Here is a 23,945-nt window from a genome sequence, read left to right on the forward strand (position 1 = left end):
TGTGTTTGTTTTTATTGTTATTAATTTATTTTTCATCTGTTTTTATGAGCATTAAATAAAAAAATTACGCATTGATAGAATAACGTCAGCCATCGCAGAACTTAGTTTTACTCCCTTATTTGTTATATTTTTGTGATCGATAATCTGTCTTTGTTAAAAGATTCTAATCATACTGTGCTTCCTGAAAATTTCATCGCCTATATTTTTTCTTCTATACGGGTATACCATTTAGTTTCATTCAAAAGGGAATATCATGACTCGAACAGCACCTGAATTTATTGAACATGAAGAACTCATTTCAAACTCGTGGCAACGTTGCCGTGAGTCAGGTCTGTCACATCATTCAAGCCCAGACATCGAACACTTAGACCGAGGTGAATTGTCTTCTTCACTTGAACAGCACCATCAACTACTTGAAACCACGCACTATGAAGTATTGCCGTTTTACGAAAATTTGCTGGCGAATAGTAATAGCCAAGTGATGCTAGCTGATGGTCAAGGCTGTGTGATAAAAAGCTGGGGCGAGCAACGTTTTAAACCACAGCATAAAGCGTTATTTACGCCGGGTGCTAATTGGCAAGAGTTGTCGTTAGGTACCAATGCAATTGGTACTGCGATAGAGACAGGTAGTATTGTACAAATTAATCATGATGAACACTTTTTAATTGCGAATCGATTTATGACAGGCTCAGCAGCACCTATTTATGGTGTAGATAGACAAATGCTTGGGGTCATTGATATTTCAAGTGATACTTATTTACCAGAATGGCATACCTTAGGTATGGTGAAAATAATGTCACAAGCGATAGAAAATCAGTTGATCATATCGCACTTTAAAAATAATCATTATATTTTGCGCATAAATACAAGTTCTGAAAACATTGATAGTCAATGGTCAGCGTTGATCGTATTCGATGAAACAGGTCTGATCATTTCGGCAAATCGTCGTGCTGAACTGATACTTTGTAGTGATTTAAAATTGGTGAATATTACGGATATTTTCGAAGTCAATATCAGCCAATTATTAAATCAACCAGAAGATTTTCAAGTACCATTGATGACTAACAATAATTATCGAATGCATGGGGTTTTACATAAACCTCAGCAAACAGCACCACGTATTTTAGACTTTAGGAGTTTAGCGCCAGACCATCAAAAATTACATGTTTCCGAACAGCATAAGTTTACGTTGGATGAGCTTAATTTAGGTGACCCGACGTTAGCCAAGGCTATTTTACAAAGTAAAAAAATTGTTGATAAAGATATCCCTATTTTAATTCGTGGCGAAACGGGAGTAGGTAAAGAAGTGTTTGTGAAAGCGTTACATTATTCTAGCCAACGCCATAAACATAATATGATCACGGTAAATTGTGCTTCTATTCCACAGGACTTAGTGGAGTCAGAATTATTTGGTTATGAAAAGGGCGCCTTTACTGGGTCAAACAGTAAAGGTTATATTGGGCTGATACGTAAGGCGGATAAAGGCACTTTATTCTTGGATGAAATCGGTGATATGCCGCTCAATGTTCAAGCGCGTCTATTAAGAGTTTTACAAGAAAGAAGAGTCAATCCATTAGGGAGTACTGAATCTTACCCTGTTGATTTTAAATTGGTTTCTGCAACTAACTGTAACTTAAAAGAAGCCGTAAAAGCGGGTACCTTCCGACAAGATTTGTATTATCGAGTGAGTGGATTAAATATTGAATTACCGGCATTACGTGATCGTACTGACCGTCGTGCACTGATCCAGTTTTTATTAAATTATTATGCTGAAAACAAAAAACAAGCACTGATCACTGAGCGTACAATGCAACGATTCTGCCAACATCCTTGGCCAGGTAACATCAGACAACTAGTGAGTGTGATTCAAATTGCACAAGCTATGTCAGAGGATGAAGCGATTGATTTACAATATTTACCCGATGATTTTTTTGCCGATATGGAAGATCAACTCAATGATAATGTAACGGCGTTGATGCCAGAAAAAAATCCAAGCATAGAAGAGTCTGAAAACACTATTAAACTTGATGCGGATGATATGAATATTGTTAACTTATATCAGTCTTTAAGCTGTAACATATCTAAAACAGCATTAGAATTAGGGGTCAGTCGAAATACCGTTTATAAACGTTTACGAGACTGCGGTTATAAATAACCTTAGCTTACAATAAGTAAAAGGTTATTTATGGAGATAACGGTGATTTCCCTTACATTTGTAACTGGAAGACTGCAAGGTTATTGTGATAATGGCGGCTATAAACTGAGTATTATTTACAAGGGTTTTTATCTATCCCACGGTTATCAACCCCAATACTTAAAAAACCTCGATGCTTATCTATAGCAAAGAGGTTCTTAAGTGATAATGTTAAATACTTTCCTTACATCAACAGCTCAGCTACATAACATAGTTCAATAGTTCAATAGTTCAACTTGCAAGGGCTGATGCTGCAGTAACATAAGCAAGGTTGTGTGCAACTGCGACACTTTCACAGGTTATTTTCCCATCAATCACATTTAATCCTTCTAGCAAGCCTTTATCTTTTTGTAATGCGGCTTTATAACCTAGGTTGGCGAGTTTGATGATATAAGGTAATGTTGCATTGTTGAGTGCAAAGGTCGAAGTACGGGCAACTGCACCCGGCATGTTTGCAACACAGTAGTGAACCACTTCGTCAACAATGAAAGTAGGATCTTGATGAGTGGTGGCATGCGATGTTTCGAAACAACCGCCTTGGTCAATCGCAACATCTACAATCGCAGAGCCAGGTTTCATGTTAGCAATGTGCTCCCGTGTTACTAATTTAGGTGCAGCAGCCCCTGGAATTAATACCGCTCCAATCACAAGGTCCGCCGCTAATACTTCAGCTTCCAGTATATCTGTTGTTGAATAAAGCACTTTAACTCTGCTGCCAAATTGAATATCTAGGTTACGTAATGTATTAATATTACGATCTAAAATAGTCACATCTGCACCTAAACCGACTGCCATCTGAGCTGCATTATTACCCACCATGCCACCACCAATAATCACTACTTTCGCGGGCGCAACGCCTGGTACTCCACCTAACAACATACCACTACCTTGATTTGATTTTTCTAATGATTGTGCGCCAGCTTGAATCGCCATACGTCCTGCTACTTCTGACATCGGCGCTAAGAGGGGTAAACCGCCTTTTGTATCAGTGACTGTTTCATAGGCGATACACACTGCTTTTGAATCAATTAACTCCTGAGTCTGTGGCAGGTCAGGTGCTAGGTGTAAATACGTGAATAGAATCTGGCCTTCACGTAACATCGCACGCTCACTGGCTTGAGGTTCTTTCACCTTAACAATCATCTCTGCGTTGGCAAAAATAGTACTCGCTTGCTCTTCAATGCTTGCTCCTGCTGCAATATAATCTTGGTCAGTGAAGCCAATTCCATTTCCTGCACCTTTTTCAACAGTCACAGCATGGCCATTTTGTACTAACTCACGCACACTTGCTGGTACCATACCAACGCGATATTCATGATTTTTGATTTCTTTAGGTACACCGATATGCATAATTTTTTCCTTTCAATGTTAATGAAGTTGATTATTAGGCGGTTACAAATAAATATTTGATAGAAATAGTATAAACAATTGAAAAAAGTTATATTCACTGTAATTTTTTGTTTATTCATTAGTTACACCCGTTACCAATCGAGATGCTTTATTTAGTCGTTAGAGCGGACAGCAAGGCAAGGCGCGACATGATGACCTTTCGAGCAATTAACTTAGTTAATTCTCTATCGGTAGGCGTAAAAACAAGCTTTTACACCTTAAATTGCTAGTTCTTATCGAATGCTGCAACGTAGAATGGCTTTTCTCGCTAACGACTCACCTCACAACTTGCTGAACTTCGCATCTTGAATGGTAACGTGTATATATGAATATAATCCTTTTAAAGTATTCTTAATAAGATAATAAAACTATTTAATAACAAAGGTGTGGTTGATGTCACTAGATAGAGTTGATCGTAATATATTACGAGAATTACAGAAAAATGGCCGGATCTCTAATGTGGAGCTTTCTCAAAAAGTAGGACTAAGTGCAACACCTTGTTTAGAAAGAGTGAAAAGATTAGAAAAACAAGGTGTTATCAAGTCTTATACAGCATTGTTAGATCCGCAGTATTTAGATTCATCATTGCTTGTTTATATTGAGCTGACATTAAAACGATCTAGCCCAGATGTTTTTGAACGCTTTAATAAAGCCGCAACACAGCTTGACTCTATTTTGGAATGCCATTTGGTGTCCGGCGATTTTGATTATTTATTAAAAACCCGTGTCGCTGATATGTCAGCGTATCGTAAAGTTCTGACAGAAACTTTACTATTATTACCCGATATAAAAAATTCAAAAACTTATGTGGTGATGGAAGAAGTGAAATATTTAACTTCAATTCATGTACCTAATTAACGTCAATTTTTAAATGCTTTCATTTATAGTTAGAGACGCAAAAGGTAGTTTATTTAGCTAGTTATAAAGTTCATCTACGTCGCCATTCAAGATGCTTTTGTTGATTCGCTGTAGACTACTTTGTGCCGTCTCTAATACTTGCTGCATGTTTTCATAACAGCGTCGTTCATTTTTTCCATAAGCGAGGAAGTTTAATGTCACTTGGTAACCCATGCCTCCACTATCTAGACCATCCCCTAATGATAAATAGCAAGTCGGTGATGTTGATACGCATATTGCGCCTGCTTTAAATCCTGGTTTTATACTTGAAATCTGGATCAATAGATTATTAACTAACCATTGAATACTTTTTTGTTGACAATTTTCTGGCAAGTTACGAAATAAAATCATCAAGCGGCCACTGCATTTTTTTGCAAAAGGATATTGTTGGTCGGGGTTATTTTCAACTTCAGTAAATGTGCAATCATTACTTTCCAGTAAGGATTTTGTACTGTTTATCCATTCAATTAACGAATAAAACGTTTCAGTAAATGCCCACTTCTTAAAAGGAATAAGATCTTCTAATGAAGTACGGATCAAATCAGGCCTTTTTTTAAAATCGATATAAATAAATTGCTTATTTTCTATCATATGAGTCCACGGATGGGACCTTAAAGTGTTGTTGTCGATTTGCTCGGATACAAATGCATCCATATCTATTCCTTTTTTAGTTATTTTTTATGGTTGTACTTGATATTAACAGTTATCTTTGCTGCACTATATAACTGTTTAAATGTGATACACGTTATAGCATACGGTTCTATTAATTACTGATGAGGTTCTAATCAGTTTTCGCATTTTATCGAAGAATGCTTTAAAAAAGTGTTAGGTTTGTTTATGAAAAGGAAAGTATATTTATTGAATCTAGTTCACAGACTTTGCTAATTCTAGCGCCCGATCCTATTTATATTTTAACGAGGACATTGCTAGTTTTTATTTTGATGACTACACTTTGCTGCATTTATCAGGCATAAAAGTCTTTGTATTATCAAGTAATAAGGACAAATGAAGGTTGATGATTGCTCATTATTAGTAGCCATTGTTTGATATACTTAATAAAAAATTACCTAAAGGCTTAGCATAAAGTCTATCATTATCAAAAATTTGGTGAGTTCTAGTATGACAAATAATCGGAAAACATTATTAGCGGCGTTAAGCATTCATAATGGCATTATTATGGATTGTAACGAGGCTTTTACTGATCTATTTGGGTTCACTACTCAGCAACTAAAGCATATGCCTGTAGAAAATAAACTAGTACTATCAGAAAATAGTGAGTTTACTAATTTGCAGACATTATGTACGGCATCGATTGCGACGGAAGAGGGGGTCTTTGCTACTGCAGGCATGTTTAATCATTTACACTATGTTGTTGCTGTTAAATTACACTGTGTTGCTCAAGGTAATAATACTTTCATATTACATTTTTGTATCGCAAAAAATAAGTCAATTGATCCAATCTCTGAGTTACCTAACGGCTGGGCATTAACTTCTAGAATTAATTATTTAACCAATAACAAGTACCTCGGCTTGAAAGAGCTGGTGTTGATTATTATCGAAGTCGATAATTTTTCGACGATTAATTATCGTTATGATTATTTCGTAGGTGACCAGTATTTAGTGATGTTAGGTAAGCGATTACAGCAATCAGCCAAAGATTTTGGCTTTGTTATTCGTTATTCAAATGCAAAATTTGCTATTTTAATTGAAGATCATTGCAACTTATCCTCGCACCGATTAATGAATAAAATAGAATTGATTTGTAAACATCTCTGCTCAGATTTAATTAAACCCATCGCTATTTCAGCAGACATTGAAATAAATAAGTCTTTTAGTATAGGAGTTAGTTCACCAGGGTTTGAATATACTAGTTACCATTCCATGCAGATAGCTGCAGAAACTGAAAAGCAAAAAGCCAGAAGATATAGTATTAATAAGTATTATATTGCACCTCCAGAGCCAACCGATGAATTATTAAATAAAAAGCTAATTACCGATGCATTACCGCTGGCAATAGCTCAAGATAAAATACAGCTACATTACCAACCTCAATATGATATTAAAACGAATAAACTGATTGGTTTTGAAGCGCTGTCTCGTTGGTATGATGAATCATTAGGGTACATTGCTCCTGATATTTTTGTTGCTATTACGGAAGACATTGGGTTGCATTTCGAATTTGATCTCTGGGTTTTTGAGAAAGTTTGTAGGCAATCAGTGAAATGGAAGATAGGCGCCATGGTAGTGCCACGTATTGCGATTAATGTTTCCTTTAAAACAATGGAAATGAGTACCTTTATTGAACGTATACAAGTTATTCTCGATCAAACAGGTTGTCCAACGAACTTGCTTGAATTAGAAATAACCGAAACGAGTTCTATCACTAATGCGAGTATGCTATCTGCTAATATGTTGCAAATTAAAGCGTTAGGCATGCACATTTCCATCGATGACTTTGGAACAGGTTATTCATCATTAAGCTTGATTCGAAATTTTTATTTATCAATTGATAAATTGAAACTAGATCGTAGCTTGATCGATAAAGTCTGCCAAACAAAATTGGATAAAAACTTTGTAAAACATATCATCAAGCTTGGTAAAATATTGAAAGTAGCAGTACTCGCAGAGGGAGTGGAAACCCAACAACAATTAGACCTGTTGATAGAACTAGGTTGTGACTATGCACAGGGCTATTACTTTTCAAAACCTGTACCCCTTGAAGAAGTTCCTACATTAATTTATGCCAGTGAATGCGTTTAAGTGCCTTGTAGCGCACTTTTATTAACATTTACTGGTCATTTTTGAATCAAAAAACCACTGATATATTCAGTTTGTTGCCATCAAGGTCACGCGCGTAGGCGCCATAGTAATCAGGGTGATAATCACGTGGTCCGGGTAACCCTTCATCGCTACCACCACATTTTAATACCGCCGCATGGAAAGCCCTTACTGACTCAGGATCTGGAGCAGAAAACATGACTTGTGTGCCATTACCAAATGTTGCCTGTTGTTTATTAAACGGTAAGATTAAGAAGAATGTCACTTTGCCATCTTTACCCGCATAACCTCTTTCTTGCTCATCAGATACGATACAAGTCATTCCAATTGTGGCTAATACTTGATCATAAAAAGCACCGGAAGTTGCTAAGTCATTGGTACCAATGCATACACCAGAAAGCATATTTTTTCCTTAAATTAATAATGAAAGTCATTTGAAAGTAACCGTTACCTACCTATATTACTGCTATAAGTATTGTGTCACTTTATTAAGATAACAAAGTGTAATGTCATTTTAAATCAATAGTTAAGGAATCATTGCCAATTTACTGCTTGATGAAATAATAAGCAGTTACCAGATAAAAACCAAATATGAGACTATTTTCCTTTTAGATTAACGATTTATAGTATAAATTTTATAACCTTCATTATTTGAGATAGTTAAATGAGCAAGCCGTCATGGGGGCAGAGTTAGACATAGTCTAGTCGGTTAACAAGAAGTTATGTGCAATACTGAATTAAGGTAAATAATATATTTACTGGTAGATCTCGCTTTTCTAGTTATGTTTTCCTGACGTATGTTGCATGTCATGTGTTTTACAGCCGCATATTGGTGTTTGAGATAAAGCTACACCGATATCAAACTAATTTTAAATAGCAAAATATCAGTTGTCCTTAAGTGAATGAAACCTTATTGCCTCTTTAATGCCTTATCGGGTCAATTTACTAATATCTTATAGTGCAGTATCCATATTCAAAAAATACAGTTATATGTCATTCATAAAAACGAGCCAAAGGATTGTTCATGATATCAAATCACCTTAATAAACTCAGAGGGCTGCATGCTGCGTTAGATAATCTGCAGTCATTTGTTTATATAAAAGATACTGAATCAAAATATATTTACGCTAATAAATACACTCTGGACTTATTTAAATGCGCAGCTGAAGATTTGCATTTAATTCGAGACCAACAATTATTTTCCCCTGAAATAGTAGAAAAGTTAAGAGAAATAGACTTGAAGGTTTTGTCTGGTCAGGAAACTAGAGAAGAAATTACTATCAATGAAGATAGTGCTGATAAGAAAGTTTACCTTGAAGTGAAAACACCTCTCTATTCAGAAACATCGCCTAACCTCATTATCGGTATTTTAGGTATTTCAACGGATATTACTTATCAAAAAAAATTAGAAGAGAATGCGCTAACACTAGCGAAAACAGACGCACTAACTAATTTAATCAATAGATTGGAACTTGATTCAGTGCTTAATTTACAAATAGAGCAATCAAAACGTTTTGCACACCCACTAAGTATTATTATGTTTGATATCGACCATTATAAAAAAGTTAATGACAATTTTGGACATATTGTTGGTGATCAATGCCTAGTTGAAATGGCTAGTATTTTAAAAAATAATGCGCGTGTTATTGATACTGTAGGTAGGTGGGGAGGAGAAGAGTTTTTGATTATCTGTAACGAAACTGATTTAAATGGTGCGTTAAAACTAGCAGAGAAACTAAGAGTGGCTGTTGACAATCATCAGTTTAAAACGGTGAATCATATAACGGGAAGTTTTGGTGTCGCAAGCTTTAAAGCCGAAGATACAATTGATACGTTCATAAATAGAGCGGATCAGGCATTATATAATGCAAAACAACAAGGTAGAAATAGAGTGGCAAGCTTGTAAATTCATTATATTTTACATACTGAACAATTAGCGACAGAAAAAATGAAACACATACTAAAGTTAACCATAGACAACCACCTCCGATAAAAGCAATCAGCAATAAAATAAGTAATAGTGTATTACTAGGTTCAAAAATCAGTAATGCTTAATCTGACAAATAAGGGCATGCATTTATCAATTGAATTCAGTTGTATCTAAGCTGAATTCAAGAATAGAATAGACCACTTCATTATTACAATTCGTTTCAAGGAGTATTCCAGTGTTAAAGGTTAAGAAAGCAGGATATAGAGCGTTATCCTTAGTCGAGCATATTGGGTTATTCGTTATTGCATTATTAACCGTGGTTGCCATGGCGAATGAAGTCTGGATAGTGATTTCTAACGGAGAGGTGACATTGTCGGATTTACTCCTTCTGTTTATTTATTTAGAAGTCTTTGCGATGGTGAGTTTATATTTAAAATCAGGACGTTTGCCTGTACGTATGCCACTCTATATCACCGTCGTTGCATTAGCGAGATATATGATTTTAGATATGAAAAATTTGGACACAATAAGAATGCTAGGGTTATCTGCATCCATTCTTATCATTGTGTTAGCGATATTAGTCATTAGATACGGCCATATAAAGTATCCCTATGGTAATACAGACAAAAACTTATAAATGACTTTCAAAACTTGAGATGTTCAATATAGCGATCATGTCGTGTTACAACAATGACGATATATGAGGATATATGAAAATAGTCGAATATACTCCGCAACGTTCTGCTGAAGTCGCTGAGGTCTTACATGACGCAGTACATGCGATACAAGATGATCTATACTCACAAGCGCAAAAAAAGGCTTGGACTGCGGGTATCGTTGATAATCATAAATGGCAAAAGCGCTTACTGATCAGCAAACCATACCTGTTGCTTATCGATAATAAAATAGCTGGATTTATTGAGTTAGATTCTAAGGGATACATTGGTTGCCTCTTCGTTGCACCTGCTTTGCAACGACAAGGCATAGCATCTTCATTATTACAGTATGTTTGTACTATTGCTGTTCAAGCGGGTCTAAGGCGTTTAACCGTCCATGCATCGATTGTCGCTAAACCTTTTTTTGAAAAATTTGCTTTTGAAATTGAGAGTGAAAACAAAGTCATTCGAGCGGGTGTAGCGCTGACTAATTATAGTATGTACAAACAGCTTTCCGTATAAAAGGATAAATGCCATGATAAATTGCGAGCATTACGACACCATTGAAATAGTGTGCATGTACCATTATCCAATCAAAATTTTGTTAAAAACAGGAAAAACGCTTGAAGGAGTTGCAATGGATACTGGGCGTAATAATGAAAGGGAAGAGTGCATTAAGATGAGCATTGATAATGTCGAACGTCATATAGTGTTAGAAACTATTGCCACACTTGAAGTAACCATTAATAACCCACACTTGGACTGCATTTCTTTTATTTAATGATAATGTTAATTCGACCTTTATCTACTTTCACCTAGGAATTAAGCTGCCATGGATAGTGAAGCATTATTAATGGAAGACTCTTTTATTGTTGAACAGAAAATGATTGATGGGGGGTTATTGGTAGTTAAAGAAACAGAGCAATTAAAGTGGTTCGAATATGCTGGTTTCTCTACACAATCAGTGATGAACAAACATAAACCGACACAAATTTTAACGCCAGTTTCTCGGTCATTACTACTATTTTTACTCTTTAAACAACCGCCACTTTCAATTTTAAATTTAGGATTGGGGGGAGCAGGTTTAGAGCGTGCATTGGTTACCATACCCAACTTAACATTGACTGCCGTTGAGGCTTCACAATCGATTATCGACATGGCGACAAGTTACTTTAATTTACCGAAGGAAGTAAAAGTTTTTTGTCAAAAAGCGGAGCAATATGTAGATCACACTACTGAGGTCTATGATGTGGTTATTTGTGATTTGTTTATCGGAGAGAAAAGCCCATATTTTTTATTTTCTGATCACTTCTATCAGCAAATTGTGAATATAACTTGTGATCAGGCTGTGCTCATGATCAATCTTCAAGCAGATACAAACCTGCAGTTATTCAATGCTTTGTCGGCAATAAAAAAGCAATTTCCTCATATAGCTTTGGTTGAGTTTACTGATTACAGCAATATTGTGCTTATATGCAGCTTACAAAAAATTCCTAATTTATCGATGTTGATCAAGGACACAACAGAACTCACTCAATCTATATTATTTGATATTGACAGTCTGCTTGATAAAGTAATTTATATACCTAATAGCGAAGTATCGTAATTAAATAGGCGTTATATCTCTTCTTTCTCAATTGAAATAACCACACGTCTATTTTGTTCTCTGCCTAGTACGCTTCTATTATCGGCGATATGGTGTTTTTCACCAAAACCAGAGACTTTAATTTTATCGTTATTAAACCCTATTTCCGATAAATATTTTTTTACAGAGTTAGCTCTTTTTTCAGATAACACTGTATTGGCACTAATTTCACCATAACTATCAGAGTAACCCGCCACCAAAATGACATTGATCGTTTTATCATGTTTTATGTAATCACCAATCATTTTTAGGCGTTTTTTAGAAAATTGCGTTAATAGTGACCCATCTTTTTTATAGCGTAAAATACTGTAAGAAATATCATCAAAATTGTAGGGCAATAAACGTGAGATACAATTATTAAAATCATCATAACTTTTATTAAAATTGATTGAAGAAAGTCCGACACTGACCGTTTGATTATTGTTGTACCAATCATGAAAATAAAAGGTTGGGTATTGACCTCTTTCAAGTTCATTTAGCATGCGCCATGCACTTTGTCTGGTTACGTAACCATCAAATTGTTGATGGAATGTGACTGTGTCAATTAACTCAGGTACTGCGCCTGGTCGCCATTGTGGGGGCACGGATTTTAATTGCACCACTTCAGAGGTTGGCATTGCTCGTCGACTGTCTAGTTTGAAGTCTAAATTGATTTTTTTACTCGCTTTGACCACAAAGTTAGCCTGACCATAACGAGGAATAGGGTGCTCAAGTGTGCACTGTATCGGTGATGAACTACTCAAATACCAGTTAGAATTATCCAAACCTGCATTGTACTGCTTATTAGCAGAAAGCGCTGGCATAGCTGTCATCATTAATAGTAAAGGATAAATATTTTTGATCATAATATTTTTCATAGTTGCTCGATATTTTTAAACACTGCTACTTATATCGACAGAGGGATAAATATCTTTAGTAAAATTATGCGATTTTTACCACTTTCTGGCATAATCCTCTGACTTTATTTAATAGTGAGATGAAATGGATAACCAATTAGCAGCGCGTTTTAGAGGGTATTACCCAGTTATAATTGATATTGAAACATCAGGATTAGATCCTCAGTGTCATGCGATTTTAGAAATCGCAGCCATTTTTCCTGAAATGGATGAACAAGGGTACTTAAAAAGCGTGGATAAAATTCATTTCCATGTGATGCCATTTGAAGGGGCTGAATTAGATCCTAAAGCGCTTAGCTTCACAGGAATAGACCCTTTTAATCCTTTACGTAACGCTGTTGATGAGCGTGAGGCATTAACCGAAATTTTTAAAAAAGTACGTAAATATCAAAAATTGAACGAGTGTAATCGTGCCATTATTGTTGCGCACAATGCCTCATTCGACCAAGGCTTTATTAATAAAGCAACCGACCGCTGCAAACTAAAGCGTGTCCCTTTTCATCCCTTTGCATCATTTGATACTGCAAGTATGGCGGGTTTGACATTAGGTCAAACGGTATTAGCCAAAGCCTGTGCTGAGGCTGGAGTTGATTATAATAATAAAGAAGCACATTCTGCTCTCTATGATACTGAAGTCACCGCTGAACTATTTTATTACATGGTTAACCGTTATAAAGCATTGGGTGGCTGGTAATAAGCATTTATTTTCACCTTTAATTAAAAATAATTAAATTAATTTTAGAACTCTTTATATTTCAATATATTACCCATCCAATATATAATTATTTGATTTTAATTTATTGTTTTTATTCACGTTTTAACTTTTAAGTGTCTGATTTTTTAGTTTAATGTTGTTTTATTAAGTCCATCAGTAATCTTGGTTTTGATGTTTTTTGTTTTTGATTGAATCTTTTGTCATCTATAGGGTCCATAGGTACTGGAAATTAATTGATCATTTGGTGTGGTCTTAATTGTATGTAAGTGGCTCTATAAAGGTATTGTGTAAAAGTGATGAAGATAAAGATGAAAAAAATAAAATGGTGTAAATTGGCTACGTTAATAATTTTACTACCATTAGCAGGTTGTGCTGTCGATGTTGATGAGGAAAATGCCGAAGCGTTAGCTAAGGCTGAACTAGGTGTTGAAAAGCAAGTTGATGGCTCTGTGGTAGATGGACGCTCTAATAATGCCATTGACTTGTTGCCAGACTATATTTCGATTGAAGTACATTGGGAAGATCTAGCCGATAATGAAGAAGGCTTTTTGATTGAGAGAAGTACCAGTGAAAGCGGCGAGTTTATATTATTAACTGCCTTAGAAATGGATGAAACGACTTATTTAGATGAAAAAGTAAAACAAGGTAATACTTATTGCTATCGAATTGGTGCTTATAATAATGTTGGTGTTGCTTATTCAGATGTGAGTTGCAAAAGCAGTTGAGCAGTATAGTTGGAGGCAGATAAAGGTATCAGGTAGATATAAAGGCTAGCACAACCAAGATTGTGCTAGCCTTTATAAACAGGTACTGCTTAAGGAACACTTAAGCAGTACCATGCTTAATTATTACTCTGCTGCGTTTGCTTTTTCAGCCGCAGCGGTAATTAACGGTTGTAATTCGCCTTGTTGGAACATTTCTAAAATAATATCGCAACCACCTACAAGCTCACCTTCTACCCATAATTGTGGAAAAGTAGGCCAGTTAGCATATTTTGGTAGTTCAGCACGAATATCAGGGTTTTGTAGAATATCAACGTAAGCAAACGGTTGTCCACATTGCATTAAAGCCTGTGAAGCTTGTGAAGAGAAACCACAACTTGGTAATTTAGGCGATCCCTTCATGTATAACAAAATAGTGTTTTCGTTTAATTGTTCTTTGATTTTATCTAAAGTTTCCATTATTTTTCCTCTAACGACAGCATATTATTAATTAATTGCACATTATATCAGTTCTAAGCGTGCAATCTTACTATGAATTTGCGATTATTCTACCATAGATAAAAAATGATCTAGCTCAATTTTTGTTGTGGCTTTTTATTCATAAAGAAAGTATAAATGGTCGCTAAAATTGATATCCCCCTCAGCCTCTATTAGGAGAATTTAAAATGGCTTTTGAATTACCAGCATTACCTTACGCAAAAGATGCATTAGAACCACACATTTCAGCTGAAACATTAGAGTTTCACCATGGTAAGCACCACGCTACTTACGTTGCTAAATTAAACGGTTTAGTTGAAGGTACTGATCTTGCTGAAAAATCTCTAGAAGAAATCATTAAAACTTCTGAAGGTGGCGTTTTTAACAATGCTGCACAAATCTGGAACCATACCTTTTACTGGAACTGTTTAGCACCTAACGCTGGTGGCGAACCTACGGGTGAACTTGCAGCTGCTATCGATGCAAAATTTGGTTCTTTTGCTGAATTCCAAGCACAGTTAAATGATAAAGCTGTTAACAACTTTGGTTCTTCATGGACTTGGTTAGTTAAAAAAGCAGATGGTTCATTAGAAATCGTAAATACATCAAATGCAGGTACTCCATTAACTGAAGAAGGTACTACACCACTTCTAACTGTTGATTTATGGGAACATGCTTATTACATTGATTACCGCAATGTACGTCCTAACTACCTAAATGGTTTTTGGGCATTAGTTAACTGGGAATTTGTAGCTAAGAACTTCGCTGCTTAATTACCTATAGACTAAGTTGGAAGTATCGATCTCGTCCTATTCGGATGACGATTGATATTTTTAGTTTGTCATTGATGAACTTCAAATATAAACCTATCGCTGATCGAATGATCAGGATAGGTTTTTTTGTAGGTGCAGTTTAGTAGTCGGTTCAGCTTAGTAATGGTCATTGAATTTATGGTTGATTTTTTTTGTGTTTATTGGTCTATTGTTAGCGCTTGATTTTTATAGATGTCAACCCAAGCAGCAGTTGCACCACAAACGGCAATTGGCATAATAATAAAGTTTAAAATAGGTAACGTAGTGCAGAGGCTAATTACCATTCCGAAAGTAATATTTTTACCGTAGCGTTTCCCTAAAATGGTGCGCATGCTAGCAAAAGAAACTTTATGGTTGTCAAAGGGGTAGTCAGCGTACTGAATTGCCATCATCCAACCTGCAAAGATAAACCAAATAATAGGCGCGACGGTTTGGCCCACCACTGGTATTAAAAATAGAATTAAACAACCTAAAATACGAGGTAAGAAATACAGCCATTTTTGGCATTCTCGTTTAAATATCCTTGGTAAATCTTTAAATAAATCTTGCCAACCTTCATCATTGATAGGCTTATTGGTTAATAACATTTCAGTTTTTTCTGCTAACAAACCATTGAATGGTGCGGCAATTAGGTTCGCGATAGTCGAAAATATAAATGAGAATAAAAATAAAATAGAAAAAATAATAATTGGCCAAAGCACATAGGATAGCCAAGTTAAAATAGATGGAAGTTGCTGCATGTAAGCATCTATCCAATCGGTAATGCTAGAAAATAAAAACCAGAATGCACTGGCGAAAATCAATACGTTAATAAATAATGGAATGAGTACAAACATTCTTAGTTGAGGATGGCGAAGAAGTTGCACACCTTTAAATAAATACCCTATGCCAGATAATGGCTGATGAATTAAACGTTCATTGTTCATGATTAAACCTTGTCATTGTTATATCAGATGATATTACCTTGTATAGCGGTTGTCATTCAAGATACAAAAATCAATGCATGTGAATTGTAGATGGAAATAATGTGCAAATATTCGCTAATTATTGATCGCTTTTATAAATTCCTTAGCAGTTTTGCAAAAAATTAGTGGCAAATGATAGACGCACAGCTTGATACAAGGTAATTTAAGGGACATAAAGTTATCTATGATCAATCAAGAGAATCAATAATGCAGCACTTTCAACCTATTCTTATTGCAATTGGTATTTTGGCTATTGCCGGTGTATTAATCCATGGTTTTTTACTCAACAGGAAAAATAAATTAGCCTTGCTCGCTGAACAAGAAGAGCAATATGATGAATTGGAAGAAGGGGACGAATCCTTTAATGATCAAGATAAACAATCATCTAACTCAGTCAACCGTGAGCGTGACTTTGATTCAATGGCTTTTTCTTCACATCTTTCAGACGATAAAGAACAGTCAGAGGTGATCAATTTTAATATTGATGCACAAGAAGACAACAAGGATACCGATCCTATTGTATTTCAAGACGAAAAAGATCAAGTGATTGATAAACTTGAGCCTGAAAGCAAACAACATCCTGATGTAAATAATATCACCAGTGTCGATCAGATCATCAGTGATATTGAATTAGCAAATAAAGGTGATATTAAAGCTACTGACCCTAAACAAGCTATCGACGCTAAGCAAGTAAGTGAAACTGCGCAAACTAGCCAAGTTGAACAAAAGCTGCCCGATGAATTATTTATTTTTAATATCGCAGCTAAAAAAGGCGAACGTTTAGGTGGTCATGAACTATTACAATTCTTTTTAACCTCGGGTTTTCGTTATGGTGATATGAATATTTTCCATCGACATGAGCATTCAGACGGCACTGGTGAAGTATTATTTAGCATCGCTAATATGATGGCACCGGGTACCTTTGATTTAGATTATATGGAACAATTTAACTCTCCTGGTATTTCATTTTTCTTCACCGCCCCAAATGATAAAATTAGTGTAAATAAATCCTTCGATATGATGTTGCGGGCAGTAGAGCAAGCTGCAGAAGAATTTGACTGTGAAGTTTTAAATGAAAAAAGAGAGAAATTTACCCCTGAACAATTTATGGAGTATCGTCAGCGTTTACAACAATACCAATAACATTGAAAGGGTATTTACCACTTTCTAGAAGAACCTCGTTTACGAGGTTTTTTTATTAGTAAAAACAAATAAATAAGAGCAAAGACTGATGAGTGATAATAAGCAAACAGTAGAACAAAAAATACAACAACTAAGCGAATTATTAGAGGAATATAATTATCAATATTATGTACAGGATGCACCTTCGGTCCCTGATGCGGAATATGATCGTGTTTTCCAAGCTTTACAAAAACTTGAAATAGAAAACCCTGATTTAGTTTCGATTAATTCACCCACTCAAAAGGTAGGTGGTGCAGCTTTATCAAAGTTTGAACAAGTAACACATCAATTACCTATGTTGAGTTTGGATAATGTGTTTGATAGCGACTCATTAAATGATTTTATGCAGCGTGTGATGGATAAATCCCCTCTAGCTGAAACTGCTTTTTGTATTGAACCAAAACTAGATGGCTTAGCAGCTAGTATTATTTATGAAAATGGTGTGTTGGTTCAAGCGGCAACTCGAGGTGATGGCCTAACTGGCGAAAATGTAACAGAAAATGTTAAAACCATTACAAACTTACCACTCAAACTTCGAGGGGAGAATATACCCGCGGTGTTAGAAGTACGTGGTGAAGTGTTTATGTTAAAAGCAGGGTTCGACAAATTAAATAAAGGCTTGATTGCCGCAGGTGAAAAACCTTTTGTTAATCCTCGCAATGCCGCCGCCGGAAGCTTACGCCAGTTAGATTCTAAAATAGCCGCTGCACGTCCATTAGCTTTTTATTGTTACGCAGTGGGCGTTTTTGAAGGTGAGTTGGCGAATAGTCAATATCAACGTATTGAACAACTAAAGGCTTGGGGCTTACCCGTTTCAAGCGAAGTAAAACGTGTTATAGGTAAAGATGCTTGTCATGATTTTTACGACAAGATTGCACAAAAAAGACCGTCTTTAACTTATGAAATAGACGGTGTTGTTTATAAAGTGGATGATATTGCCCTACAGCAAAAAATGGGTTTTGTTGCTCGTGCTCCGCGTTGGGCTACTGCTTATAAATTTCCCGCTGAGGAAGCTGTAACGGTGGTTGAGAATGTAGAGTTCCAAGTGGGACGCACTGGTGCGATTACACCGGTTGCGAAGTTAAAGCCTGTTTTCGTTGGTGGTGTGACAGTCTCTAATGCAACGTTACATAATAAAGATGAAATTCAACGCTTAGGTATTTTGATTGGCGATGTTGTTGTTGTCAGACGAGCCGGTGATGTGATCCCGCAGGTAGCAAGGGTGGTATTAGAGCAACGTAATAGTGAGTTAACCCAAGAAATTATCTTTCCTGAAGCGTGTCCTGTTTGCGGCAGTGATGTTGAACGCATTGAGGGAGAAGCGGTAACACGTTGTACAGGGGGCTTATTCTGCGAAGCGCAACGCAAACAAGCCATTAAACATTTTGCCTCTCGCAAGGCCTTAGATATTGATGGATTGGGCGATAAATTAGTAGAGTTGTTAGTTGACCATAATATGATCAAAGATCCTTCTCAGCTTTTTTCGTTAACCACTCAGCAGCTTGCTAGTTTGCCGCGAATGGGGGAAACCTCGGCGAAGAAACTAGTAAATAGTTTACAACTAAGTAAAAAAACGACACTTGCGCGTTTTTTATATTCCCTAGGCATTCGTGAAGTTGGGGAAGCAACGGCAGCTAATTTAGCTAATCATTATAAAACCTTACCAGCTATCATTGCAGCAGGTATCGAGTCATTAAAAAGTGTTAGCGATGTCGGAGAGATTGTAGCTAAACATCTTTACTATTTCTTTCGCGAAGAGCATAACTTAACTGTTGTTGAACAATTATTAGCAGCGGGTGTGCATTGGCCTGAGATACAAGAAGTTGATCAAAGTGAGTTATCTTTATTGGATAAAACCTTTGTTATTACAGGCAGCTTTGAGGCTATTTCACGTAATGACATTAAAGCGGCTTTACAAGCATTAGGTGCTAAAGTGGCTGGTAGTGTGTCAAAGAAAACAAATACTTTGGTTGCAGGAAGCGCTGCTGGCTCTAAATTAATTAAAGCGACGGAATTAGATATTGAAATTTTAGATGAAGCTGCAATATTAAAGTTACTAGGTAAAACAGCTGGTCAATAACAACACTATTTAATAAGAATCTTGTAACTCATTCACAAATAGAAGCTTTATTTGTGAATGATACTTTATATTAGTGGTTGTCGATGTTAAATATAAAGAAAAGTCGTTTTACGGTAAGTTAAGGAATAAGTATGAAAAAGATTAAAAACGAATCTCAGTTATTACAACACGCTACTAAGCTTGGCGTCGCTTATGCCCTTAAACGAGGTTATGTGGGAATTGATAAGACAACCTCAGCAAAAGATAAGCAAGAATGTATTTACCGCTTGCTAGTACAAGATAAGTTAATTAACCCATTAAGTGAAGGCGATGAAAATACGGCTAATATTCGTCATAAGTTAGTGGTCTGGATAATGAAAAATTTGCCTGCAGATCATTCATTATTAAAATAATCAAATACTGCACCGTTGTTACTTACTTCATTATCAAGAAGTGACAACCGGTGCTGCATTTAAAGTGATCTTTTCTTATTATTATGATCTGCTTTACTTACGCAAAGTTAACGTTATTTAAGGGGAGATGCTTTTGCTGGTAAGATTGCAGTAACTGCTACCACTAATAAGATCACAACATAAATAGCAAAACTCAATATTAACCATTGCGGCATTGAGTAACCCATAAATTGCCAAACGATGTCTGAACAATCACCAGTAGGATTAAATAACCATGGCATAAACTCATGCAATGGTAACCACTCTGGAAAATTAGGGAAAAAATCACAGGTAGCAAAAGGTGATGGATTCATTTGATAATCAACATGTTCAACTGCTAATAACAACCCCCATATTGATCCAACGGCCCACACAGCAAAAGCAATTAAACGAACCAATAAATAGCTGGGTGCAGAAGCCCCAATCAGACCTGCTAATATGATCGCTAACATAGTGATACGTTCATAAATGCACATAACACAGGGTTCAAGCTTCATCACGTGTTGAAAATAAAGGGCCGACAACTCTAGCATCAATGCGCTAGCCGCCAGTAATAGCCAAGGCCAACGTTGCAAAGAAAGGTTTTTTAAATTGGGTGAAAGGGAATTTGAACTCAATGGTTTCTCCTAATAGAATATTTCAATCCACTAAGCGACATTGTACTCTTTAAAAGTTCATTATAAACAGCGGATTACTGTGATAAATGATAAGGTTACAAATTGCATTGTGATTTAGATCACATTTGCTTATTTGCTAATACTGTTTTTCTAAACAGTCAGCATCGAATACAATGAATATGTTAATATGTCGCTATACGATATTGGAAAGTCAAAATACCCATGATAATGAAAGTGAAAGGCCCTGCAGACGTTGCAGAACAATACTTAATCGAGTCTATTTGGAATGGATCCATTCCGATCCATTCAGAGTTGCCAGCAGAAAGATTGCTCGCCGATAAAATAGGTGTCACACGCACTACGTTACGCGAAGTACTGCAACGTTTATCAAAAGAAGGCTGGATCACCATTAGGCACGGTAAGTCAACTAAGGTTAATGATTTCTGGGAAACATCCGGTCTTAATATTTTAAGCACAATAACACGCTTAGATAAGGAACATCGCGGCGATTTTATTGACCAACTAATGTCTGTACGGACCAATATAAGTACCATTATTTTAAGAATGGCAGCCAAACACAATAGTCAGAGTGTGATTGAGTTTTTAGAAAATATTCCCTCTGCGGATGCAAGCAGTGAGGTATTTACTGAATTTGATTATCGTTTTTATCACCATGTTGCTGTGTCATCAAATAATATGATTTATGTACTGATCTTAAATGGATTACAAGATTTGTATCGAAAAGTGGGTACTTTTTATTTTTCTAACAGTGAAGCTAAGTTAATCGCATTATCTTTTTATGCTGATATTAAAACAGTATTTGAACAAGGTGATGGTCAGCAAATTATGCAAATAGTGCGAGAGTCTGCTTTTGCAAGCGGTAAAATATGGCTACGTTTACGTGATCAATTGCCGGATAATTTTTTAGATTAAAGTCGTTTTATTTTTTTTCGTATATGCCATTCGGCATTTTTTAGAGTTAGGGTTATTTTCTTGTCAAATAGCAAATTATTAAATCACCTGTCAGGGGTGCAAAAGTTATTAGAAGTTGGGATCATTGTTAGTGCATTTGTTGCCATATTCATTACTTTGTCCTTATTTACTTTCTCTCCGGTAGATCCAAGTTGGTCGCAGCAACAATGGGTCGCTGAAATTCAAAATTCAGGTGGCCGAGTGGGCGCTTGGATTGCCGATATTTTATTTTTTGGTTTTGGATTTTTAGCGTATTTAATCCCGGTTATTATTGTTTCTTTTGCATGGGCAATTCTATGGAAGCCGACGTTTAATTTTGATGTCGATTTTTTAAATTTGAGTTTACGTATTGTCGGCTTTATTTTTACCTTCTTTAGCTTAAGCGCTTTAATTGCACTCAACGTCAATGATTATCTGTATTACCCTTCGGGCGGTTTAGTTGGAGATATCTTAGCGCAGAGCATGTTAGGCTTTTTCAGCTTATTAGCCGTTAACCTTATTTTGCTTACTTTTTTAATCTCTGGAACAACTTTGTTGTTCGGGTTTTCTTGGATACGTTTAATTGATGGTATTGGTGAGCACACATTAAATGCCATTGAATGGTTAGGAAACTTACCTGAGACGATTAAAAAAATTAAACAGCAACGCTCAGAAGGTGACCAAGATAGATTCGCTGAAAAACATCAATTACAACAACAGAAGTTAGAGAAAAAACTACAGAAGCAAGCGCTCAAAGAGCAGAAAAAATTAGCAGCTCTTAGCGAACAAAATACAGTTGAAGAAGAGGTTGAAAATATTGATTTTTCAGGTGTTCAGGATGATATTGAGCAAGATAATGATTTGTTTATAGGCACTTCTTTTGTGAATGAGAATGATCAAGAACAAGTAGATTTAAGTATTGATAATATTGACTGGCAAGATAATCGTCTCTCAGAACAAGATCCAGTCAGTGAATCTCCATCAACCAGTGAACCATTACCTACTAGTCAACCTAAGCAACAATCTGAGGTATCGGCAAAGGCAAAAGTTGATTTCTCCCATCTACCGGAGCATGCACGTCCTCAGCAACGCTTTGTGGTTGATAAAGATATTGCACCTTTACCAAGTATTGAATTATTAGATAGACCTGATAAGAAGATTAATCCTATTTCACAACAAGAATTGGATATAGCAGCGCGTTTAGTTGAAGCAAAATTACTTGAATTTAAAATTAAAGCGGATGTAGTGAATGTTTTACCTGGACCCGTGATCACGCGTTTTGAACTAGATTTAGCGCCCGGTATGAAAGTCAGTACGGTCAGTAGTTTGGAAAAAGATTTAGCGCGTGCTTTATCAGCAATGAGTGTGCGTGTGGTGGATCAAATCCCTGGTAAATCCGTGATTGCATTGGAGCTACCAAATCGACACCGTGAAATAGTTTATATCTCTGAGGTATTAGATTGTAATAAATTTAATGAAAGTAAATCAGCATTAACCATGGTACTCGGTGCAGATATCTCTGGTTTACCTGTGGTGGTGGATTTAGCTAAAATGCCACACCTTTTAGTGGCGGGTACGACCGGTTCTGGTAAATCGGTTGGGGTTAACTGTATGTTAGTCAGTTTATTGTATAAATCTTCACCTGAAGATTTACGCATGATCTTGATTGACCCTAAAATGCTTGAACTCAATGTGTATGAAGGTATTCCTCACTTATTAACTGAAGTTGTTACTGATATGAAAGATGCCGCTAATGCATTGCGTTGGTGTGTTGGAGAGATGGAACGTCGTTATAAACTTTTAGCTGAAATCGGTGTCCGTAATCTAGCGGGATATAATACTGCGATCAGAAAAGCAAAAGCGGCAGGGGAACCCATTTTAGATCCATTATGGAAACCGGGTGATAGCATGGCAGAAAGCGCACCAGAACTAGAAAAACTACCTGCTATTGTCGTTGTAGTGGATGAGTTTGCCGATATGATGATGATTGTGGGTAAAAAGTGTGAAGAATTAATTACGCGTATTGCACAAAAAGCCCGTGCAGCAGGTATACACTTAATTTTAGCCACACAACGACCATCGGTTGATGTTATTACTGGTTTGATTAAAGCGAATATTCCAACTCGAATTGCTTTCCAAGTGTCGAGTAAAATTGACTCTCGAACGATTCTAGGCCAACAAGGTGCGGAAACGTTATTAGGTCATGGTGATATGTTATATATGCCACCGGGTGTCGGTGTGCCAACACGTGTTCATGGTGCTTTTGTCGATGACCATGAAGTGCATAAAGTAGTTGCTGACTGGAAAAAACGTGGCCAGCCAAATTATGTACAAGAAATTCTAGCCGGGGATGCGGATTTAGATATGTTATTACCGGGTGAGCAAGCCGAAGGAGAGGATGAAATTGACCCATTATTTGATGAGGTGGTTAGTTTTATAACTGAAACACGTAAAGTGTCTATTTCAAGTATTCAACGTCGATTCCGTATTGGTTATAACCGTTCCGCTCGTCTTGTTGATCAATTACAAGCACAAGGTGTAATTAGTGCACCGTCAGGGGCTAATAGTAATCGTGAAGTACTAGCGCCACCTCCTATTAAGGATTAAC

At 36.2% G+C, this 23,945-nt stretch carries 23 protein-coding genes; 16 read left to right on the forward strand and 7 right to left on the reverse strand.

Going from position 1 to position 23,945, the window contains the following annotated elements:
• Positions 1-253: 253 nt before the first annotated feature.
• Complete coding sequence (locus tag H5084_RS12155; RefSeq protein WP_182690637.1) at positions 254-2,155, forward strand: sigma-54-dependent Fis family transcriptional regulator; 1,902 nt, start codon at positions 254-256, stop codon at positions 2,153-2,155.
• A 270-nt stretch (positions 2,156-2,425) separates the two neighbouring features.
• Here the strand turns inward: H5084_RS12155 and ald are convergent, their stop codons facing one another.
• On the reverse strand, positions 2,426-3,544 hold the full coding sequence (ald, locus tag H5084_RS12160) for an alanine dehydrogenase (RefSeq protein WP_182690638.1): 1,119 nt from the start codon (positions 3,542-3,544) through the stop codon (positions 2,426-2,428).
• Between the two features lie 432 nt (positions 3,545-3,976).
• On the opposite strand from ald, the gene lrp reads away from it, so the two are divergent.
• Positions 3,977-4,441 (forward strand): leucine-responsive transcriptional regulator Lrp, encoded by a 465-nt coding sequence (gene lrp, locus H5084_RS12165; protein WP_028869901.1) that lies wholly within the window; start codon positions 3,977-3,979, stop codon positions 4,439-4,441.
• 57 nt (positions 4,442-4,498) lie between these two features.
• On the opposite strand, the gene H5084_RS12170 is transcribed toward lrp, so the two are convergent.
• Complete coding sequence (locus H5084_RS12170) at positions 4,499-5,134, reverse strand: hypothetical protein (RefSeq protein ID WP_028869902.1); 636 nt, start codon at positions 5,132-5,134, stop codon at positions 4,499-4,501.
• 465 nt (positions 5,135-5,599) lie between these two features.
• On the opposite strand from H5084_RS12170, the gene H5084_RS12175 reads away from it, so the two are divergent.
• Complete coding sequence (locus H5084_RS12175) at positions 5,600-7,240, forward strand: bifunctional diguanylate cyclase/phosphodiesterase (protein WP_037072083.1); 1,641 nt, start codon at positions 5,600-5,602, stop codon at positions 7,238-7,240.
• A gap of 46 nt (positions 7,241-7,286) precedes the next feature.
• On the opposite strand, the gene H5084_RS12180 is transcribed toward H5084_RS12175, so the two are convergent.
• Entirely contained in the window at positions 7,287-7,661 is a 375-nt protein-coding gene (locus H5084_RS12180; protein WP_028869903.1) for a VOC family protein, read from the reverse strand.
• Between the two features lie 621 nt (positions 7,662-8,282).
• Here H5084_RS12180 and H5084_RS12185 point away from each other — a divergent pair.
• From H5084_RS12185 to H5084_RS12205, 5 genes are all read left to right on the forward strand, one after another.
• Positions 8,283-9,164, forward strand: a complete 882-nt coding sequence (locus H5084_RS12185) for a GGDEF domain-containing protein (RefSeq protein WP_028869904.1) — start codon at positions 8,283-8,285, stop codon at positions 9,162-9,164.
• 259 nt (positions 9,165-9,423) lie between these two features.
• Positions 9,424-9,825, forward strand: a complete 402-nt coding sequence (locus H5084_RS12190) for a phosphate-starvation-inducible protein PsiE (RefSeq protein ID WP_205962987.1) — start codon at positions 9,424-9,426, stop codon at positions 9,823-9,825.
• A gap of 73 nt (positions 9,826-9,898) precedes the next feature.
• On the forward strand, positions 9,899-10,366 hold the full coding sequence (locus H5084_RS12195) for a GNAT family N-acetyltransferase (protein WP_028869906.1): 468 nt from the start codon (positions 9,899-9,901) through the stop codon (positions 10,364-10,366).
• A gap of 13 nt (positions 10,367-10,379) precedes the next feature.
• The gene (locus H5084_RS12200) at positions 10,380-10,625 is read left to right on the forward strand and encodes a Rho-binding antiterminator (protein ID WP_028869907.1); all 246 of its coding nucleotides are present in this window, start codon (positions 10,380-10,382) and stop codon (positions 10,623-10,625) included.
• Between the two features lie 51 nt (positions 10,626-10,676).
• Positions 10,677-11,450 (forward strand): spermidine synthase, encoded by a 774-nt coding sequence (locus H5084_RS12205; protein ID WP_182690639.1) that lies wholly within the window; start codon positions 10,677-10,679, stop codon positions 11,448-11,450.
• A gap of 11 nt (positions 11,451-11,461) precedes the next feature.
• Here H5084_RS12205 and H5084_RS12210 read toward each other — a convergent pair whose 3' ends face one another.
• Positions 11,462-12,346, reverse strand: a complete 885-nt coding sequence (locus tag H5084_RS12210; protein WP_259396788.1) for an OmpA family protein — start codon at positions 12,344-12,346, stop codon at positions 11,462-11,464.
• 124 nt (positions 12,347-12,470) lie between these two features.
• Between H5084_RS12210 and rnt the strand changes: the two genes are divergently transcribed.
• Together rnt and H5084_RS12220 are read left to right on the forward strand one after the other, a co-directional pair.
• A complete protein-coding gene (rnt, locus tag H5084_RS12215; protein ID WP_028869910.1) occupies positions 12,471-13,079 on the forward strand; it encodes a ribonuclease T in 609 nt (202 codons plus the stop codon).
• 329 nt (positions 13,080-13,408) lie between these two features.
• A complete protein-coding gene (locus tag H5084_RS12220) occupies positions 13,409-13,825 on the forward strand; it encodes a fibronectin type III domain-containing protein (RefSeq protein WP_182690640.1) in 417 nt (138 codons plus the stop codon).
• A 123-nt stretch (positions 13,826-13,948) separates the two neighbouring features.
• Here the strand turns inward: H5084_RS12220 and grxD are convergent, their stop codons facing one another.
• On the reverse strand, positions 13,949-14,281 hold the full coding sequence (gene grxD / locus H5084_RS12225) for a Grx4 family monothiol glutaredoxin (protein WP_028869912.1): 333 nt from the start codon (positions 14,279-14,281) through the stop codon (positions 13,949-13,951).
• 206 nt (positions 14,282-14,487) lie between these two features.
• Here grxD and sodB point away from each other — a divergent pair, with 206 nt between their 5' ends.
• On the forward strand, positions 14,488-15,072 hold the full coding sequence (gene sodB, locus H5084_RS12230) for a superoxide dismutase [Fe] (protein ID WP_028869913.1): 585 nt from the start codon (positions 14,488-14,490) through the stop codon (positions 15,070-15,072).
• 197 nt (positions 15,073-15,269) lie between these two features.
• On the opposite strand, the gene cysZ is transcribed toward sodB, so the two are convergent.
• Complete coding sequence (cysZ, locus tag H5084_RS12235) at positions 15,270-16,037, reverse strand: sulfate transporter CysZ (protein ID WP_028869914.1); 768 nt, start codon at positions 16,035-16,037, stop codon at positions 15,270-15,272.
• Positions 16,038-16,283: 246 nt separating this feature from the next.
• On the opposite strand from cysZ, the gene zipA reads away from it, so the two are divergent.
• The 3 genes from zipA (at position 16,284) to H5084_RS12250 (ending at position 19,730) form a co-directional block, all read left to right on the forward strand.
• Positions 16,284-17,219 (forward strand): cell division protein ZipA, encoded by a 936-nt coding sequence (gene zipA, locus H5084_RS12240; protein WP_182690641.1) that lies wholly within the window; start codon positions 16,284-16,286, stop codon positions 17,217-17,219.
• An 88-nt stretch (positions 17,220-17,307) separates the two neighbouring features.
• A complete protein-coding gene (gene ligA, locus H5084_RS12245) occupies positions 17,308-19,338 on the forward strand; it encodes an NAD-dependent DNA ligase LigA (protein ID WP_182690642.1) in 2,031 nt (676 codons plus the stop codon).
• A gap of 131 nt (positions 19,339-19,469) precedes the next feature.
• Complete coding sequence (locus H5084_RS12250; RefSeq protein ID WP_028869917.1) at positions 19,470-19,730, forward strand: DUF5062 family protein; 261 nt, start codon at positions 19,470-19,472, stop codon at positions 19,728-19,730.
• 113 nt (positions 19,731-19,843) lie between these two features.
• Here H5084_RS12250 and dsbB read toward each other — a convergent pair whose 3' ends face one another.
• Positions 19,844-20,386, reverse strand: coding sequence for a disulfide bond formation protein DsbB (dsbB, locus tag H5084_RS12255; protein WP_182690643.1), 543 nt, complete (start codon positions 20,384-20,386; stop codon positions 19,844-19,846).
• A gap of 222 nt (positions 20,387-20,608) precedes the next feature.
• On the opposite strand from dsbB, the gene fadR reads away from it, so the two are divergent.
• Together fadR and H5084_RS12265 are read left to right on the forward strand one after the other, a co-directional pair.
• A complete protein-coding gene (gene fadR, locus H5084_RS12260; protein ID WP_182690644.1) occupies positions 20,609-21,319 on the forward strand; it encodes a fatty acid metabolism transcriptional regulator FadR in 711 nt (236 codons plus the stop codon).
• 60 nt (positions 21,320-21,379) lie between these two features.
• Complete coding sequence (locus H5084_RS12265; protein ID WP_028869920.1) at positions 21,380-23,944, forward strand: DNA translocase FtsK 4TM domain-containing protein; 2,565 nt, start codon at positions 21,380-21,382, stop codon at positions 23,942-23,944.
• The last annotated feature ends 1 nt before the right edge of the window (position 23,945 follow it).

The sequence above is a fragment of the Psychromonas sp. SR45-3 genome (assembly GCF_014163575.1).
GTDB classification, from domain to species: Bacteria; Pseudomonadota; Gammaproteobacteria; order Enterobacterales; family Psychromonadaceae; genus Psychromonas; species Psychromonas arctica.